The following is a 16,530-nucleotide window of genomic DNA, read 5'->3' on the forward strand; positions in this document are numbered from 1 at the left end:
GCGGGTGGCCCGCTCAGGGGCCGACGAACCACAGGAGCAGGAGGTGCACGACGGGGGCGGCCGGCAGCAGCGAGTCCAGCCGGTCCATCACCCCGCCGTGCCCGGGCAGCAGCGTGCCCATGTCCTTGATGCCGAGGTCGCGCTTGAGCATCGACTCCGACAGGTCCCCGCCGATGGCGACGACGACGGTCACCAGCCCCAGGACCACGCCCTGCCACCAGTGACCGCCCAGGGTCAGCGGCAGCGCGATCGCCCCGGCCAGCGCCCCGACGAGCAGGGACCCGGCGCTGCCCTCCCACGACTTCTTGGGGCTGACCGAGGGGGCCATGGGGTGCTTGCCGAAGAAGACGCCCGCCGCGTACCCGCCGACGTCGCTGCAGATGACGACGAGCACGAAGACGAGCACCCGCCAGGCGCCCTGCGTCGCGGCCAGCATGAGCATGGCGAACCCGGCCAGCAGCGGGCCGTACGTGACGATGAAGACCCCGCCCGCGACGTCGCGGACCGCGGGGACCCGGACCTCGGAGCCGTGGTCGCCGTCACCGGCCACGAGCCGGTAGGCGACGACGGCGAAGACCGTCAGGGCGTAGGCGACGAAGAGGGTCTCCCCGCCGCCGAGGTAGGCACCCGGCAGCATGGCCAGGGTGCCCGCGACGGGCGGCAGCACGGGGACGCGCAGGTGCCGGGCCCGGAAGGCCCGCACCACCTCGATCGTCCCGTAGAGGACGGCGGCGCTGGCCAGCACGAGGAACGCCTCGCGGCGGACGAACAGGCTCGCGATGAGCACGCCGCCCATGGCCAGTCCCATGCCGATCGCGGCGGGCAGGTTGCGCCCGGCCCGCCGCGGTGGCTTGCGCGTGGTCTCGCTGGTCACGGTTCGAGGTCGCCGGTGGGTCCTCAGACGGCGAGGAGCTCGGCTTCCTTGTTCTTCAGCAGCTCGTCGACGGCGTCGACGTGCTTCTTGGTGACCGACTCCAGCTCCTTCTCGGCCCGGCCCACCTCGTCCTCACCGGCTTCGCCGTCCTTGACGATGCGGTCGAGCTCCTCCTTGGCGCGGCGACGGACGTTGCGCAGCGAGACGCGGGCGTCCTCGGCCTTGGAGCGGGCGAGCTTGATGTAGTCCTTGCGGCGTTCCTCGGTCAGCTGCGGCAGCACGATCCGGATGACGTTGCCGTCGTTGCTCGGGTTGACGCCGAGGTCGGAGTTGCGCAGCGCCTTCTCGATCTCCCCCATCGCCCCGCGGTCGAAGGGGGTGATGAGGACCGAGCGGGCCTCGGGGATCTGGAAGCTGGCCAGCTGCTGCAGCGGGGTGGGCGCGCCGTAGTAGTCCACCAGGATCTTGAAGAACATCGCCGCGTTCGCCCGGCCGGTGCGGATCGCCCCGAAGTCCTCCTTGGCGACCTCGACCGCCTTTTCCATCTTCTCCTCGGCCTCGAGGAGGGTGTCGTCGATCACGGTGGTCCCTTCGTCCTTCGTGCAGTCGCCGCAGGCCCGGCACGGACTGGCTGAGCGTCAGTCCGCGATCACCTGCGTGCCGATCCTCTCACCCCGCAGGGCACGGGCCACGCCCTGGCCCTCCATCCCGAAGACCATCATCGGCAGGCGGTTGTCCATGCACAGGCTGAAGGCGGTCTGGTCGACGACGCGCAGGTTCTTCCGCATCGCCTCCGCGTAGCTGATCGTGTCGATCTTGGTGGCGGCCGGATCGGTGCGCGGGTCGCCCGTGTAGACGCCGTCGACGCCGTTCTTGGCCATCAGCACCGCGTCGGCGCGCACCTCGAGCGCGCGCTGGGCCGCGACGGTGTCGGTGGAGAAGTACGGCATGCCGGCGCCCGCACCGAAGATCACGACACGGCCCTTCTCCATGTGCCGGATGGCGCGCCGCGGGATGTACGGCTCGGCGACCTGGCCCATCGTGATGGCGGTCTGCACGCGGGTCTGGACGCCGGCCTGCTCCAGGAAGTCCTGCAGGGCCAGGGCGTTCATGACCGTCCCGAGCATGCCCATGTAGTCGGCGCGGCTGCGCTCCATGCCGCGCTGCGACAGCTCGGCGCCGCGGAAGAAGTTGCCGCCGCCGACGACGATCGCGACCTGGACGCCCTCCTTGACGGGACCGGCGATCTCGCGGGCCACCTGGGCGATGACGTCGGGGTCGACGCCGACCTGGCCGTTGCCGAAGAACTCCCCCGACAGCTTCAGGAGCACGCGCTGGTACGCGGGCCGCGGGTGGACGGTCCCGGCCTCGAGGTCGACGGTCAGGCTGGGCTCGCTCACGCGGGGGCTCCTCGGGTGTGGGTGCGGGGGGGCGTCAGATCTCGGGCAGTCTGCCCCAGTCGGGTGGTGGAGGTCACGCTGGGTGCACCGCGACTGCTCCGGACGTGCGAACGGGGTGGGGGGACCGCTGGTCCCCCCACCCCGTCACGTCGTCGTGCGGGTCGTCCTCAGACGCCGGCCCGGAAGCGGGCGAACGCGGTCACCTGGGCGCCGGCGTCGGCCAGCAGCTTGGTGATCGTGACCTTCTGGTCCTTGGCGAACGGCTGCTCGAGCAGGACGTTGTCCTTGAAGAAGGAGTTGACGCGACCCTCGACGATCTTGGGCAGCGCGGCCTCGGGCTTCTTCTCCTCGCGCGCGGTCTCCTCGGCGATGCGGCGCTCGGACTCGACCTTCTCGGCCGGGACCTCGTCGCGGGTGAGGTAGGTCGGGCTCATCGCGGCGGTGTGCATGGCGATGTCCTTGCCCAGGGCGTCGTTGTCGACGTCGAGGGCGACGAGGACACCGATGGTCGGGGGCAGGTCGGTGGCGGTGCGGTGCAGGTACGCCGAGACGTGCTTGCCCTCGATGCGCGCGACGTTGGGGACGAGGATCTTCTCGCCCATCGTGGCGTTGGCCTCGTCGAGGACGGACTGGACGGTCTTGCCGTCGATCTCGGAGGCGAGCAGGGCGGCGGAGTCGGTCGCGCCGACGGCCACGGCCTGGGCCAGCACCTGCTCGGCCAGGGCCACGAAGCCCTCGGACTTGGCGACGAAGTCGGTCTCGCAGTTGACCTGGACCATGACGCCGAGGCCACCGTCCACGTGCACGGCCACGAGGCCGTTGGAGGCGTCGCGGTCGGCGCGCTTGGCGACGCCCTTCTGGCCCTTGATGCGCAGCAGCTCGATGGCCTTCTCGACGTCGCCGTCGGTCTCCACCAGGGCGTTCTTGCAGTCGAGCATGCCGGCGCCGGTCTTCTCGCGCAGCGCCTTGACGTCAGCGGCGGTGTACGCAGCCACGGTCGTTCCTCTCGTCGATTCCGTGAACTTCTTCTCGTGCTGGGGCAGGACGTGCGGACGCCCCGGGCCTGGGAGGGCCCGGGGCGTCACCACAGGCGTCCTGTGTCAGTGCTGGGTCGCTCAGACCTGGGCGGGAGCCTCAGTGGTCTCCTCGGCCGGCGCCTCGACGGCGTCGCCCTCGGTGGCGGCGGCCTCGGCCGGCTGACCCTCGGCGGCCTCGGCGGCAGCGGCCTCGGGGGCGGTGGAGCCCTCGGCGGTCGCGGCGGACTCGGAGCCACCGGTCTGCTCACCCTCGTTGCCGGCGAGCAGGTCCTGCTCCCAGGCGGCGAGCGGCTCGGCCGCCTCGCCCTTGCCACCGTGACGGACCTGCAGGCCCTCGGCGACGGCGTCGGCGATGACCCGGGTCAGCAGCGTGACGGAACGGATGGCGTCGTCGTTGCCGGGGATCCGGTAGTCGACGTCGTCCGGGTCGCAGTTGGAGTCCAGGATCGCGACGACCGGGATGTTCAGCTTCTTCGCCTCGTCGACCGCGAGGTGCTCCTTGTTCGTGTCGACGATCCAGACCGCGGAGGGGACCTTGGTCATGTCGCGGATGCCGCCCAGGGTCTTGGTCAGCTTGTCGTACTCGCGACGCAGGACGAGCAGTTCCTTCTTCGTCAGACCGGAGGCGGCGACGTCGTCGAAGTCGACCTGCTCCAGCTCGCGCATGCGGGAGATCCGCTTGCTGACGGTCTGGAAGTTGGTCAGCATGCCGCCGAGCCAGCGCTGGTTGACGTAGGGCATGCCCACGCGCGCGGCCTGCTCGGCGATGGACTCCTGAGCCTGCTTCTTCGTGCCGATGAACAGGATCGAGCCGCCGTGGGCGACGGTCTCCTTGACGAAGTCGTAGGCGCGGTCGATGAACGACAGCGACTGCTGCAGGTCGATGATGTAGATGCCGTTGCGCTCGGTGAAGAGGAAGCGCTTCATCTTGGGGTTCCAGCGACGGGTCTGGTGTCCGAAGTGCACACCGGACTCGAGCAGCTGGCGCATCGTCACGACGGCCATGGGTGGTCCTCCTCGTGCCGGCCCCGGTCGGGGCCGATCGGTTCTGTCGTCGCGAGCCGGCCGGCTCGCACGCCTGGCCCCCCGAGCGCACCCGACCGCCGGGCTGACCCGGTGGACCGAGAGGGTGCTCCCCCCGGCGAGGACGCCGGGAACGGGGGACGCGATGTCACCCTGGACAGGCCCCCCCGACCGAAGGCTCGACTGAACGTTCGGCAGGAGGACGCGCACCGGGTGCCCGCCTAGTCTACGACGCGTGAGCACTGGTCTCGACCGCAGCGCGTCCCCCGCCCCCGCGAGCCCCGGCCCGGTGGCCCGGATGCGCCGCTTCGGGCCGACGGTCTTCGCGGAGATGTCCGCGCTGGCCCTGCGCACGGGGGCGGTCAACCTGGGTCAGGGTTTCCCCGACGCCGACGGTCCGGCGTCGCTGCTCGAGGACGCGGTGACGGCGATCCGCACGGGCCGCAACCAGTACCCGCCGGGCGTGGGCGTGCCCGCCCTGCTGGAGGCGGTGGCCGCCCACCAGCGCCGCTTCTACGGCCTGGACCTGGACCCGGGCTCGCAGGTGCTGGTGACGGCGGGCGCCACCGAGGCCGTCGCCGCGAGCGTGCTGGCCCTGGTCGAACCGGGCGACGAGGTCGTCGTGCTGGAACCGTTCTACGACTCCTACCCGGCCGCGATCGCGCTGGCCGGGGCCGTCCAGCGGTCCGTGCCGCTGCTGCCGGGCCCGGACGGCTTCGTCCTGGACCGCGCGGGTCTGCGGGCCGCGTTCTCCGGGCGCACGCGCGTGGTGCTGCTCAACACCCCGCACAACCCGACGGGGGCGGTGCTCACCGCCGACGACCTGGCCGCCGTCGCGGCCCTGGCCGTCGAGTTCGACGCCGTCGTGGTCACCGACGAGGTCTACGAGCACCTGGTCTTCGACGGCCGCGCCCACACCCCGATCGCGACGCTGCCGGGGATGGCCGGGCGGACGCTGACGGTGTCCTCGGCCGGCAAGACGTTCTCGGTCACGGGCTGGAAGGTCGGCTGGGTCACCGGACCGGCCCCGCTGGTCTCGGCGGTGCGCACCGTCAAGCAGTTCCTCACCTACGTCAACGCCGGTCCCTTCCAGCCGGCCGTCGCGAACGCGCTCGCCCTGCCCGACGCGTTCTACGCCGATCTCGCCGGGGACCTGCAGCGACGGCGCGACCTGCTCGTCGAGGGGCTGCGCGCGGCCGGGTTCGCCGTCCCGGTCCCGGCCGGGACGTACTTCGTGGTGGCCGACCCCCGGCCGCTGGGCTTCACCGACGGCACGGACCTCTGCCGGCGCCTGCCCGAGCTCGCCGGGGTGGTCGGGGTGCCGGTCTCGGCGTTCTGCGACGCCGGATCGGTCGCGGCGCGGGCGGCGGAACCCCTGGTGCGGTTCACGTTCTGCAAGTCCGACGCCGTGCTGCACGAGGCCGTCGAGCGCCTGCAGGCGCTGCGGTCGAGGTGACGGCGGACGCGGGGCTGCGGGCGGTCCTGGAGGCCGAGCGCGCCGGGGCCGCCGCGCGGCTGGCGGGGCTGGAGCGCGAGCTGGCCAGCGCCCTGGAGGTCGCCGCCGAGGGCGGCGCCGACGACGAGCACGACCCGGAGGGGTCGACGACGGCGTTCGAGCGGGCGCAGACGGCGGCCGTGCTGGAGCAGGTCCGGGACCGGCTGGCCGCCCTCGACGACGCCCTCACCCGGGTCGGGGAGCCGGGGTTCGGGACCTGCACCGGGTGCGGCCGGCCGATCGCCGCGGAGCGGCTGGCGGTGCGGCCCTGGGCCACGACCTGCGTGGTGTGCGCCGCCCGCTGAGGACGGGTGGGGGGCCGTGACGTCGCGGTCTCCACAGGGGGCCGTCGTCCCCAGCGGCCCACCGGGCGGCCCCGAGGTGCCCGCGGCGCGACGAGGGTGTCCTCGTGATGGGTTCCACCGCGCTGACGGCCCTGGTCCCGCTCGCCGCCGCCGGGCTGGCGGCGGTCGTGCTGGCCCCGCCCGCTCCCGCACCGGCGGCGAGCGCGCCCGCGGCCCCCGCCGCCTGGGCGTGGCCGCTCGAACCGCCACGGGTGGTGCGCGGGTTCGACGACGTGGCCCGCTACGCGGCGGGGCACCGCGGTGTCGACCTCGCCGCGGCGCCGGGGCAGCCCGTGCGGGCGGTCGCCGCGGGCCAGGTGTCCTTCGCGGGGCGGGTCGCGGGTCGCGGTGTCGTCGTGGTCGTGCACGACGACGGGCTGCGCACGACGTACGAACCCGTCGAGGCGGGTGTCGCGGCGGGTGCCCGGGTGGTCGCCGGCGGGCCGCTGGGCTCCGTGGCGCCCGCCCCGGCGCACTGCGTGACGACGTGCCTGCACCTGGGGCTGCGCGACGGCGAGGTCTACCTCGACCCCTCGTCGCGCCTGCGCGCCCCCGCTCCCGTGCTGCTGCCCCTGGGCAGGCCGTGAACCGTCAGCTGACGTCGGACAGCTTGCCCCGCAGCTGCAGCACGGCCTTGGTGTGCATCTGGCAGATGCGCGACTCGGTGACGCCGAGGACGCGGCCGATCTCGGCCAGGGTCAGCCCCTCGTAGTAGTAGAGGGTGACGACGATCTTCTCGCGCTCGGGCAGCTGGTTGATGGCCCGCGAGAGCAGGAACTTCGTCTCCTCGCTCTCGAACGCCGCGACCGGGTCCTCGGCCTTGGTGTCCTCCAGGGTGTCGACGAGGGAGAGCTTGTCGCCCTTCTCCCCCGAGACGCTCAGCAGCTCGTCCAGCGCGACGACGTTGACGTAGGAGACCTGGCTGAAGATGTGGTGCAGGTCCGGCAGCGGGATGCCCATGCGCTCGGCGACCTCGGCCTCGGTGGGGGTGCGGTGCAGCTCCCCCTCCAGGGTGGCGTAGGTGCGCTCGACCTCGCGGGCCTTGCTGCGCACCGACCGCGGGATCCAGTCGATGGCGCGCAGCTCGTCGATGATGGCGCCGCGGATGCGCGAGATCGCGTAGGTCTCGAACTTGATGGCGCGTTCGATGTCGAACTTCTCGATGGCGTCGATGAGCCCGAAGATCCCGTACGAGACGAGGTCGGCCTGCTCGATGTTGGGCGGCAGCCCCACGCCCACGCGCCCGGCCACGTACTTGACCAGGGGCGAGTAGTGCATGATCAGCTTCTCGCGGACGTAGGGGTCCGCCGAGGCCTTGAACTCCTCCCACATGGCGCGCAGGGCGGCCTCGGCGGCCTCCTGCTCGGGGGTGGACGGTCCCTTGCCCTTGCGACTGGTGAACCGGGCGTTCGCCTGGGGCCGGCCTGCCGGCTGGACCTCCTCGGCGGTGGTCTCCGACGCGGTGTCGGTGGACTGCTGCTCGGTCGTGCCGGTGGTGTCGATGCCGCGCTCCTCACCCTCGTCGACCACTCGCAGCGCGGACGCGTCGTCCGTCTGCGCGGTGGAGGCACGTTCGCGCCCTGCTCCTGGTTCCACCGTGGTCCTCCCCCCGGATCGTCAGGCCCTGGGGTGGGCCTGACGGTGCGCACTCCGCAGACGCTCCACGGACACGTGCGTGTAGATCTGCGTCGTCGACAGCGTAGCGTGACCGAGCAACTCCTGTACGCTACGAAGGTCAGCTCGTCCGTCGAGCATGTGCGTCGCGGCCGCGTGGCGCAGGCCGTGGGGCGAGGTGTGCGGGGCCCCGGGGACCGCGGCCACCGCGCGGTTGACCACCGTGCGCACCTGGCGCTGGTCCAGACGGCGCCCCTGCACCCCCAGGAACAGCGCGTCCGCGGAGTCGGGCCCGGCCAGCTGCGGACGGCCGTGCCCGAGCCAGGCGTCCAGCGCCTGCAGCGCCGGCCGGCCCAGCGGCACCGTCCGCTCGCGAGCGCCCTTGCCCAGGACCCGCGCCGAGCCGTTCTCCCGGTCCAGGTCGGCCACGTCCAGCGCGGTGAGCTCGGCGACGCGGCACCCGGTGGAGTACAGGAACTCCAGCACCGCTCCGTCGCGCAGCGCGACCGGGTCGTCGAGGTCCCTGCGGGCCCGCACCGCCGGTTCCAGGGCCTGGCGGACCTGGCTCTGCGCCAGCACCCGCGGGAGGTGTCTGTCCCGCTTCGGCCCCACCAGGCGCAGACCGGGGTCGGCGTCGATCCGCCCCGTCCGGTGCGCCCAGGACGTGAAGGAGCGCGCCGAGGCGGCGCGCCGGGCCAGGGTCGAGCGCCCGTGGTCGGCGGCCGCCGCGTTCTGCCACGCCCGCAGGTCCGCCAGCCCCAACACCCCCAGGTCCAGGGTCCCGTCCTCGTCCGCGGGGACCGTGGTGGTCAGCAGGTCGCGCACGTCGGCGCAGTACGCCTTCACGGTGTTCTCGGAGCGGTTGCGCTCGGCGCGCAGGTGCGTGGCGTAGGCGGCCAGCACCGCGGCGAGGTCCTCGGGGGCGTGCGTCGACACCCCGGCACGCTCCCACGTCCCGGGCGCGACGCACGGCGCCGCGCCCGGCACGCGGGGCCCGGACCCCTCAGTCGCCCTTCACGTTGACGACCTGCCGCAGCGTGTGGCGCACCTCCACGAGGTCGGCGGCGTCGGCCATGACCCGGTCGATGTTCTTGTAGGCGGCGGGGATCTCGTCGAGGAACGCGTCGGTGTCGCGGTACTCGATCCCCTTCATCGCCTCCCGCAGCTGCTCGTGGGTGAACGTGCGCCGGGCGGCCGAGCGGCTGTACTCCCGTCCCGCCCCGTGCGGGGAGGAGTTCAGCGACATCCGGTTCCCCTTGCCGACGACGACGTAGCTGGCCGTGCCCATCGACCCGGGCACGAGACCGGGGCGCCCCTCGTCGGCCGCGATGGCCCCCTTGCGCGACAGCCACACCTCACGCCCGAAGTGCTTCTCGCGCGCGGTGTAGTTGTGGTGGCAGTTGATCCGTTCCTGCTCCACGACGTCGACGCCGAGGAACTCCGAGAGCCGGGCGGCGACGCGGTCCATCATCTCCTCGCGGTTGAGCAGGGCGAAGTGCTGCGCCCACTGCAGGTCGGCGAGGTAGTCGTCGAACTCGGGCGTGCCCTCCACGAGGTAGGCCAGGTCGCGGTCGGGCAGCGGGACGAACCACTGCGCGCACAGCCGCTGGGCGACGGCGATGTGGTGCGTGGCCAGCTTGTTGCCCGGCCCGCGCGAGCCGGAGTGCAGGAACAGCCACACGACGTCGGTCTCGTCGAGGGAGACCTCGATGAAGTGGTTGCCCGACCCGAGCGTGCCCAGCGCCGTGCGCCAGCGCGGCACCAGCTGCTCGCGGAACGCGGCGCGGTGCGGCTGCAGCGCCTCGAGCTCGGCGACCCGCGGGGCGGCCGTGGGCAGGACCTCCCGGTTGGCCGCGCCCGCCGACAGCGGGACGGACCGCTCGATCGCCTCGCGCAGCACCGACAGGTCCCGCCCGGCCAGGTCGGCGGCGGTGAACTGCGTCCGGACCGCGATCATCCCGCAGCCGATGTCCACCCCGACGGCCGCCGGGACGATCGCCCCGTCGGTCGGGATGACGGAGCCGACGGTCGCCCCCTTGCCCAGGTGGGCGTCGGGCATCAGGGCGATGTGCGGGTGGATGAAGGGCATCGTGGCGGCGGTCTCGGCCTGCCGGCGCGTCTTCTCCTCCAGGATCGACGCCCAGTTCACCAGCTTGTCCGCCAGCCGCTCCACTGCTCCACCTCTCTCGTCAGGGCCTGCGCGGCAAGGGTTTCCGCGCCAGGCACGAGGAACGACGATACGCACCGCGGTACCGCGTTCCCACTCCTTTTCCGTCCGCCGGGCCAGGGTGCGCCCGTCAGGCCACGGTCCCGCGCCGCCAGCCGCCGTCGTGGCGCACGGCGTGCCCGGACAGCTCCAGCCGGCCCAGGACCGCCTGGACCGTCCCGGCCGCCAGGCCCGCGTCGCGCGCGAGCCGGTCCAGCCCGCACGCGCCCCGGCGCGGCAGGCACTCGGCCACCCGCAGCTCGTCGCGGTCCAGGCCGTCGAAGGGGCGGGTCTGGACCACGGGCACCGGCAGGGCCCGGCCGTCGAGCTCGCCCACCAGCTCGACGACCTCCTCGGCGCTCGTCACGCACACCGCCCCCCGCTCGCGCAGCAGGCGGTGGCAGCCCGCCGAGGCCGCCGAGGTGACCGGCCCGGGTACCGCCCCGACCGGACGCAGCAGGCGCTCGGCGCGGTCGGCGGTCGACAGGGCCCCCGAGCGCCAGGCGGCCTCGACGACCACCGTGCCGCGGGTGAGGGCGGCGATGAGCCGGTTGCGTTCCAGGAACCTCCACCGCGTGGGCGTCGTCCCCGGTGGCACCTCCGAGACGAGCGCCCCCGTGCGCGCCAGCTCCGCCAGCAGCGCCGCGTTCCCGGCCGGGTAGCTGCGGTCCACCCCGCAGGCCAGCACGGCCACGCTGACCCCCTCGACGGCCAGCGCGGCGCGGTGGGCGGCCGCGTCGATGCCGAAGGCGCCGCCGCTGACGACGGCGAAACCCCGGTCGGCGACCCCGGCGGCGAGCTCGGCGGCGACGTGCCGGCCGTACCCGGTGGCGGCGCGGGAGCCGACGAGCGCGGCGCTGCGGGCGCAGACGTCGGCGACGTGCACCGGGCCGCGCACCCACAGGCAGAAGGGCGCACCCAGGGGTCCGTCCCCGCCGGCGTCGACGTCGAGGTCGCCCAGGCCGGTGGGCCACTCGTCGTCGCCGGGGACCAGGACGCGCCCGCCGGCCGCGCGGACGGCGGCGACGTCGGAGGCCGGGTCGAGGTCGGCGAGCCGGGTCCGCCACCGCTCGGGTCCGCGTCCGGTGACGACCGCCTCCAGGGCCAGCGGCGCCCCGACCTCGGCGACCAGCCGGGTGGCCGCGGTGTCACCGGGTTCGGCCAGCCGGCTCCAGGCGGCCCGGGCCAGCCGGTCGTCGCCGAGCGCGGCCTTGACGGCCGAGGGCACGGGCCCCGGTGCGAGGGCGCCCTGGCCGGTGCCCGCCCACCGGCTCACGCGGCGACCCCCGGGGCGATCGCCCCGCGCAGGGCCAGCGCCCGACCGACGTCGTCGCGCTCCGGCGCCGGGGCGCCGCGCAGGTCGGCGACGGTCCAGGCGAGCCGCAGGACGCGGTCGACGCCGCGCAGGGTGAGGACGCCGCGGTCCAGGGCCCGGTCGAGGTCGCGGGTGGTGTCGGGGGCCAGCCGCAGCGGGCCGCGCAGCAGCGGTCCCCGCAGCTCACCGTTGGTGCCGATCCCGTGGCGCTGCAGCCGTTCGCGCTGCACGGCACGGGCCTGCCGGACGCGGGCGGCGACCACGGCGGTGCTCTCCCCCACGACCTGCTCGGCGACCTGCGCCCGGGTGACGGCGTGGACCTGGAGCTGGACGTCGACGCGGTCGAGCAGCGGGCCGGACAGCTTGGTCGCGTACCGCCGCCGGGCCTGCGGGGTGCACGTGCAGTCGACGCCCTTGCCGACCGCGCGCCCGCACGGGCACGGGTTGGCGGCCAGGACGAGCTGGAAGCGGGCCGGGTAGCGCGCCGTGCCGCGGGCCCGGTGCAGGACGAGCTCACCGAGCTCGAGGGGCTGGCGCAGGGCGTCCAGGACGCGGGCCTCGAACTCGGGGGCCTCGTCGAGGAAGAGCACGCCGCGGTGGGCCCGGGAGACCGCGCCGGGGCGCGGGACACCGCTGCCGCCGCCCACGACGGAGGCGACGGAGGCGGTGTGGTGGGGGTCCTCGTAGGGCGGGCGGGTGATGAGCGCGGTGCCGGGCCGGCCCCGCAGGGTGCCGGCGACCGAGTGCACGGCGGTGACCTCCAGGGCGGCGTCCTCGTCGAGGTCGGGCAGGAGCCCGGGCAGCCGCGCGGCGAGCATCGTCTTGCCCGCCCCGGGCGGCCCGTTCATGAGCAGGTGGTGCCCGCCCGCGGCGGCGACCTCGAGGGCGAACCGCGCCTCGGTCTGCCCGACGACGTCGGCGAGGTCGAGGGGACGTCCGGCGCCCGAGCGGGCCGGGGGGACGAACGGCCGGGGCGGGGCCGGCAGGTCCAGCGGCGGGTCCCCGCGGTAGTCGGCCACGAGCTCGGCGAGCCAGCGGACCCCCCGCACCGCGATGCCGGGCACCAGCGCCGCCTCCTCGGCCGTCGCCTCCGGCACCACGACGCGCCGCACCCCGGCGCGGGCGGCGGCCAGCACGGCGGGCAGCACGCCGTCGACGGCGCGCACGCTGCCGTCGAGGCCGAGCTCGCCCAGGTGCACGGTCTGCACGCAGGCCTCGGCGGGCAGCACCCCGGCGGCGGTGAGCGTCGCGATCGCGACGCTCAGGTCGAACGCGGAGCCGTTCTTGGGCAGCGTGGCGGGTGAGAGGTTCACGGTGATGCGCTGCGAGGGCAGCGGGAACCCGGAGTTCGCCGTCGCCGCCCGGACCCGGTCCTTGGCCTCGTTGAGCGAGGCGTCGGGCAGGCCGACCAGGACGAAGGCGGGGATGCCGGCGGAGATGTCGGCCTCGACCTCCACGAGGTGACCGTCGAGCCCGACGAGCCCGACGGCCAGGCAGCGCGCGAGGGCCATCACAGCACCCCGCGCAGGTGGTCGACGTGGGCCGGACCGCGCTCGGCGGGCGTGACGGCCACGACGTCGAAGCGGACGCCGGCGTACCGCACGTCGGGGTGCGCGGCGAGCCACTCCTCGGTGAGGTCCTGCAGGCGCCGCAGCTTGTCGGGGGTCACGGCCTCGGCGGCGGTGCCGGCGCGGGTGCTGCGCCGGGTCTTCACCTCGCACACCACGAGCACGTCGCCGTCGCGGGCGAGGATGTCGATCTCCCCGCGCCGGCTGCGCCAGTTCCGTTCCACGACCGTCATCCCGGCCTCGGTCAGCCGCCGGGCGGCCACCCGTTCCCCGTACCGTCCCACGGCGTCCTTCGCACGCACGTGCACCACCTCCGCCGCCAAGACTGCGGCGACGGGCAGGAGGGCGGGGGCGTCGGTGGGCCCGGCTGTGGACGGCGGGGCCCTGTGGAGACGACGACGTCACCGGCCCGTGCCGTGCTCGGCGGGGACGCGCCTCGACGACCCCCCGGCAGCGAGGCGCGTCCCACCCCGGCATCGTCGCACAGTCCAGAAGTTTCGCGGATCGTCGCATCCACCGCCGGCATGGGTGGCCCCTCGGGGACCCGGTTCAGCGGTCGCGCAGCTCCGGGGTGTCCGGCACCTCGATGTCGCGCTTCTGCAGCTCCTCGACGTTGACGTCCTTGAACGTCACCACGCGCACGTCGCGCACGAACCGCGCGGGACGGTAGACGTCCCAGACCCACGCGTCGTGCAGGGTCACCTCGAAGTAGGTCTCGCCGTCGGCCGTCCGCACCTGCAGGTCGACCGAGTTGGCGAGGTAGAAGCGGCGCTCGGTCTCCACCACGTAGGAGAAGAGGGAGACGACGTCCCGGTACTCGCGGTAGAGCTGCAGCTCCATCTCGGTCTCGTAGTTCTCGAGGTCCTCTGCGCTCACGTGCCCATCATGCCTTCCGCACGTCGGGGAGGGACGCCACCCCGTCGAGGACGAGGTCCGCGAGCGCGTCCTGCGGGGCGGGCGCACCCTCGGCGCGGGGGGTGGGGACGACGAGACCGGGCAGGCGCCAGCTGCGCCGGTGCTGCTCGCAACTGCCGTGCACCGACAGCGCCTCGAGGTGGTCCGGCGCGCTGTACCCCTTGTTCCCCGCCCAGCCGTAGTGCGGGAACTGCTCGTGACGGCGCGCCATCTCCGCGTCGCGCGTCGTCTTGGCCAGGACGCTGGCCCCGGCGACGGCCGCGCAGGTCACGTCGGCCTTGACGCGGGTCGTGACGACCGGCGCGCCCCACGCCGGGTGGCCGGGGGCACCGTCCAGGTCGTCGAGCAGGGACGGTTCGCGCGGGTCGCTGAGGTAGTCGTGGTTGCCGTCCAGGATGACCACGTCCGGGGCGAGGGGCAGCTCGGCGAGCGCGCGCCGTCCGGCCAGCCGCAGGGCCGCGACGATGCCGACGGCGTCGATCTCGGCCGGTTCGGCGTGCCCCACGGCCCAGGCCACGGCCCAGCGCCGCACTTTGGGGGCCAGGACCTCGCGGGCCGCCGGCGTCAGCAGCTTGGAGTCGCGCAGGCCCGGCGGCGCCGTCCTCGTCGTGGCGTCCACGACGAGCACGCCGACGCTGACCGGGCCGGCCAGCGCCCCGCGCCCCACCTCGTCGACCCCGGCGACGAGGGTGTGCCCGGAGCGCAGCAGCTGACGTTCCAGGCGCAGCGAGGGCGCCGGGGCCGAGGACGACGTGCGGGTCGGTCGGACGCTCACTTCGCCCCCGAGGCGCCGCGCACGGAGTCGAAGTCGTTCGGCGTGCCCAGCCAGCTCCAGTGCCCCACGGGCCACACGACGGCGTACGCGCGACCCACGACGAGGTCGATGGGGACGAACCCGTGGTACGGCTGGGAGTCCCCGTTGTAGCGGGAGTCGGCCGACTCGGCGCGGTTGTCGCCCATGACCCACAGCTGACCGGCGGGCACCGTCACGTCGAAGGTCGTCGAGCTCGGGACGACCCCGTCGGCCAGGTACGCCGACTCGTCGACGGGGGTGTCGTTGACGGTGAGGCGCCCGGAGGCGTCGCAGCAGACGACGTGGTCACCGGGCAGGCCGATGACCCGTTTGATGAGGTGGTCGTCGGAGTCCTCCGGCAGCAGCCCCACGAAGGTCAGCGCCTCGGCGACGGCGGTCCCCACCGGCCCGCGCTGCGTGGGCGTCGTCTCCGGCAGCCAGCCCCCGGGGTCGGAGAAGACGACGACGTCGCCGCGGTGCAGCTCGAAGGGGCCCGGCGACAGCTTGCTGACGATGACCCGGTCGCCGATGTCCAGGGTCTGCTCCATGGACTGCGAGGGGATGAAGAACGCCTGCAGCAGGAACGTCTTGACCACCAGGGAGACGACCAGCGCCACCGCGACGACGAGGACGACCTCCTTGACCGCGGCGAACAGGCCACCGCCGGCCGGTCTCGGCGGTGGGGTCGGCTCCGGGGCCGTCGTGTCCTGCCCGGCGTCGTGCTCGGCGCTCACGAAGCGCTCCCCCGTTCGACGGTCCCGACCGCGTCCAGCGGCCAGGTGACGGCGACGACCCGCCCGATGACGTCGTCGACCGCGATCGTGCCACCCCCGGGCGAGCCGAGGTGGGAACGGGAGTCGACGGAATCGCTGCGGTGGTCACCCATCACCCACAGTCTCCCCTCGGGCACCTCGATGTCGAACTCGACCTCGCTGGCCGCGTCGCCGGGGTACACGTACGGCTCGTCCAGCGGGCGGCCGTCGACGAGCAGCCGGCCCTGGGCGTCGCAGCAGGTGATGCGGTCCCCCGGCAGCCCCACGACGCGCTTGACGTAGTCGGACTCCCCGGGCCGGAAGCCGAGCACCTCGGCCACTCCCGCGCCGAGCCGGGCCAGGCCCTGCGGGGCGGCGGGGCTGTCGCTGAAGGTCCCCGTGCCGTCGAAGACGACGACGTCACCGCGGCGCACGTCGGCTGCGTGGACCCGCCACACGAGCACCCGTTCGCCCGGGGTGAGGGTGGGCCGCATCGAGTCGGAGGGGATGGAGAAGGTCTGCACGACGAAGGAGCGCAGCAGCAGCACGAGCAGCAGCGCGAGGGCCAGGACCAGCACGGCGCGAGAGCCCCGGGAGGTGCGCCGCGCGACCACCGACGGTGGTCGCGGTGGGGTGGTCGTCACGGAACTCCTGCCTCGCGGGGACTGCGCACCGCGGGCGGCGCGGGCTGGGCGAGTCTAGTCAGCAGAGCTGCACGGGCCCGGGACGACACGAGCCGGGCCCCCGCGAGGGGACCCGGCTCGGGACGTGGACGGACTCAGCCGCGGGCGCTCGTCGCGTCGCGACGCTCCTTGATCTTGGCGGCCTTGCCGCGCAGGTCGCGCAGGTAGTACAGCTTGGCGCGCTTGACGTCGCCGCGGGTCACGACCTCGATCTTCTCGATGACCGGGGTGTGCAGCGGGAAGGTGCGCTCCACGCCGACGCCGAAGCTGACCTTGCGGACCGTGAAGGCCTCGCGGACGCCGCCGCCGGTGCGGCGGATGACGACGCCCTGGAAGACCTGGACACGGGAGCGGCTGCCCTCGATGACCTTGACGTGGACCTTCAGGGTGTCCCCGGCGCGGAACTCCGGGACGTCCGAACGCAGCGAAGCCGCGTCGATGCTGTCGAGCACGTGCATGGTTCTGCTCACTCCTCCTGCAGGACGCCACAGGTCGTCGGCGCAGGGATCGG

The 16,530-nt window shown here is 74.1% G+C and carries 19 protein-coding genes; 3 read left to right on the forward strand and 16 right to left on the reverse strand.

Annotated elements, in window-relative coordinates; all coding sequences use genetic code 11:
- Positions 1-13: 13 nt before the first annotated feature.
- The 5 genes from CLV37_RS04100 to rpsB all read right to left on the reverse strand — a co-directional run bounded on the left by CLV37_RS04100 (position 14) and on the right by rpsB (position 4,316).
- On the reverse strand, positions 14-874 hold the full coding sequence (locus CLV37_RS04100; RefSeq protein WP_245885228.1) for a phosphatidate cytidylyltransferase: 861 nt from the start codon (positions 872-874) through the stop codon (positions 14-16).
- A 23-nt stretch (positions 875-897) separates the two neighbouring features.
- Entirely contained in the window at positions 898-1,455 is a 558-nt protein-coding gene (frr, locus tag CLV37_RS04105) for a ribosome recycling factor (protein WP_106207143.1), read from the reverse strand.
- Between the two features lie 57 nt (positions 1,456-1,512).
- Complete coding sequence (gene pyrH / locus CLV37_RS04110; RefSeq protein WP_245885229.1) at positions 1,513-2,274, reverse strand: UMP kinase; 762 nt, start codon at positions 2,272-2,274, stop codon at positions 1,513-1,515.
- Positions 2,275-2,441: 167 nt separating this feature from the next.
- Entirely contained in the window at positions 2,442-3,269 is an 828-nt protein-coding gene (gene tsf, locus CLV37_RS04115; RefSeq protein WP_106207145.1) for a translation elongation factor Ts, read from the reverse strand.
- A gap of 120 nt (positions 3,270-3,389) precedes the next feature.
- Entirely contained in the window at positions 3,390-4,316 is a 927-nt protein-coding gene (rpsB, locus tag CLV37_RS04120; RefSeq protein ID WP_106207147.1) for a 30S ribosomal protein S2, read from the reverse strand.
- Positions 4,317-4,632: 316 nt separating this feature from the next.
- Between rpsB and CLV37_RS04125 the strand changes: the two genes are divergently transcribed.
- The 3 genes from CLV37_RS04125 to CLV37_RS04135 all read left to right on the forward strand — a co-directional run bounded on the left by CLV37_RS04125 (position 4,633) and on the right by CLV37_RS04135 (position 6,760).
- Complete coding sequence (locus CLV37_RS04125; protein WP_106207503.1) at positions 4,633-5,790, forward strand: pyridoxal phosphate-dependent aminotransferase; 1,158 nt, start codon at positions 4,633-4,635, stop codon at positions 5,788-5,790.
- Complete coding sequence (locus CLV37_RS04130; RefSeq protein ID WP_245885230.1) at positions 5,787-6,134, forward strand: TraR/DksA family transcriptional regulator; 348 nt, start codon at positions 5,787-5,789, stop codon at positions 6,132-6,134. The genes CLV37_RS04125 and CLV37_RS04130 overlap by 4 nt, the downstream gene beginning before the upstream one ends.
- Before the next feature lie 107 nt (positions 6,135-6,241).
- Positions 6,242-6,760 carry a M23 family metallopeptidase gene (locus CLV37_RS04135; protein ID WP_106207507.1) on the forward strand — a complete coding sequence of 173 codons (519 nt, stop codon included), beginning with the start codon at positions 6,242-6,244 and terminating at the stop codon, positions 6,758-6,760.
- Between the two features lie 4 nt (positions 6,761-6,764).
- On the opposite strand, the gene whiG is transcribed toward CLV37_RS04135, so the two are convergent.
- From whiG to rplS, 11 genes are all read right to left on the reverse strand, one after another.
- On the reverse strand, positions 6,765-7,769 hold the full coding sequence (gene whiG, locus CLV37_RS04140; protein ID WP_245885231.1) for an RNA polymerase sigma factor WhiG: 1,005 nt from the start codon (positions 7,767-7,769) through the stop codon (positions 6,765-6,767).
- 21 nt (positions 7,770-7,790) lie between these two features.
- The gene (locus CLV37_RS04145) at positions 7,791-8,723 is read right to left on the reverse strand and encodes a tyrosine recombinase XerC (RefSeq protein ID WP_106207149.1); all 933 of its coding nucleotides are present in this window, start codon (positions 8,721-8,723) and stop codon (positions 7,791-7,793) included.
- A 67-nt stretch (positions 8,724-8,790) separates the two neighbouring features.
- Positions 8,791-9,960, reverse strand: a complete 1,170-nt coding sequence (locus CLV37_RS04150; protein WP_106207151.1) for an RtcB family protein — start codon at positions 9,958-9,960, stop codon at positions 8,791-8,793.
- A 124-nt stretch (positions 9,961-10,084) separates the two neighbouring features.
- Complete coding sequence (gene dprA, locus CLV37_RS04155) at positions 10,085-11,269, reverse strand: DNA-processing protein DprA (RefSeq protein WP_211298348.1); 1,185 nt, start codon at positions 11,267-11,269, stop codon at positions 10,085-10,087.
- Positions 11,266-12,819: a YifB family Mg chelatase-like AAA ATPase gene (locus CLV37_RS04160; RefSeq protein ID WP_106207513.1), complete on the reverse strand. Its 1,554-nt coding sequence runs from the start codon at positions 12,817-12,819 to the stop codon at positions 11,266-11,268. Before CLV37_RS04160 ends, dprA begins: the two co-directional genes overlap by 4 nt.
- Positions 12,819-13,187 carry a YraN family protein gene (locus tag CLV37_RS04165; RefSeq protein ID WP_106207153.1) on the reverse strand — a complete coding sequence of 123 codons (369 nt, stop codon included), beginning with the start codon at positions 13,185-13,187 and terminating at the stop codon, positions 12,819-12,821. Before CLV37_RS04165 ends, CLV37_RS04160 begins: the two co-directional genes overlap by 1 nt.
- Positions 13,188-13,425: 238 nt before the next feature.
- Positions 13,426-13,752, reverse strand: a complete 327-nt coding sequence (locus tag CLV37_RS04170) for a DUF2469 domain-containing protein (protein ID WP_011981967.1) — start codon at positions 13,750-13,752, stop codon at positions 13,426-13,428.
- A 7-nt stretch (positions 13,753-13,759) separates the two neighbouring features.
- A complete protein-coding gene (locus CLV37_RS04175; RefSeq protein ID WP_106207155.1) occupies positions 13,760-14,566 on the reverse strand; it encodes a ribonuclease HII in 807 nt (268 codons plus the stop codon).
- Entirely contained in the window at positions 14,563-15,318 is a 756-nt protein-coding gene (gene lepB / locus CLV37_RS04180) for a signal peptidase I (RefSeq protein WP_106207157.1), read from the reverse strand. Before lepB (CLV37_RS04180) ends, CLV37_RS04175 begins: the two co-directional genes overlap by 4 nt.
- Positions 15,315-15,980, reverse strand: coding sequence for a signal peptidase I (lepB, locus tag CLV37_RS04185; RefSeq protein WP_106207159.1), 666 nt, complete (start codon positions 15,978-15,980; stop codon positions 15,315-15,317). Before lepB (CLV37_RS04185) ends, lepB (CLV37_RS04180) begins: the two co-directional genes overlap by 4 nt.
- Positions 15,981-16,114: 134 nt before the next feature.
- Positions 16,115-16,477, reverse strand: coding sequence for a 50S ribosomal protein L19 (gene rplS, locus CLV37_RS04190; RefSeq protein WP_106207161.1), 363 nt, complete (start codon positions 16,475-16,477; stop codon positions 16,115-16,117).
- Between the last annotated feature and the right edge of the window lie 53 nt (positions 16,478-16,530).

Origin of the sequence: Kineococcus rhizosphaerae, from assembly GCF_003002055.1 — a bacterium.
Classification (GTDB): domain Bacteria; phylum Actinomycetota; class Actinomycetes; order Actinomycetales; family Kineococcaceae; genus Kineococcus; species Kineococcus rhizosphaerae.

Excerpts from the sequence above, each read along its gene's own strand:
- CLV37_RS04125 (WP_106207503.1), top strand. The coding sequence starts at position 4,633 with ATGCGCCGCTTCGGGCCGACGGTCTTCGCGGAGATGTCCGCGCTGGCC.
- CLV37_RS04160 (WP_106207513.1), bottom strand. The coding sequence starts at position 12,819 with ATGGCCCTCGCGCGCTGCCTGGCCGTCGGGCTCGTCGGGCTCGACGGT.
- CLV37_RS04135 (WP_106207507.1), top strand. The coding sequence starts at position 6,242 with ATGGGTTCCACCGCGCTGACGGCCCTGGTCCCGCTCGCCGCCGCCGGG.
- rpsB (WP_106207147.1), bottom strand. The coding sequence starts at position 4,316 with ATGGCCGTCGTGACGATGCGCCAGCTGCTCGAGTCCGGTGTGCACTTC.
- rplS (WP_106207161.1), bottom strand. The coding sequence starts at position 16,477 with ATGCACGTGCTCGACAGCATCGACGCGGCTTCGCTGCGTTCGGACGTC.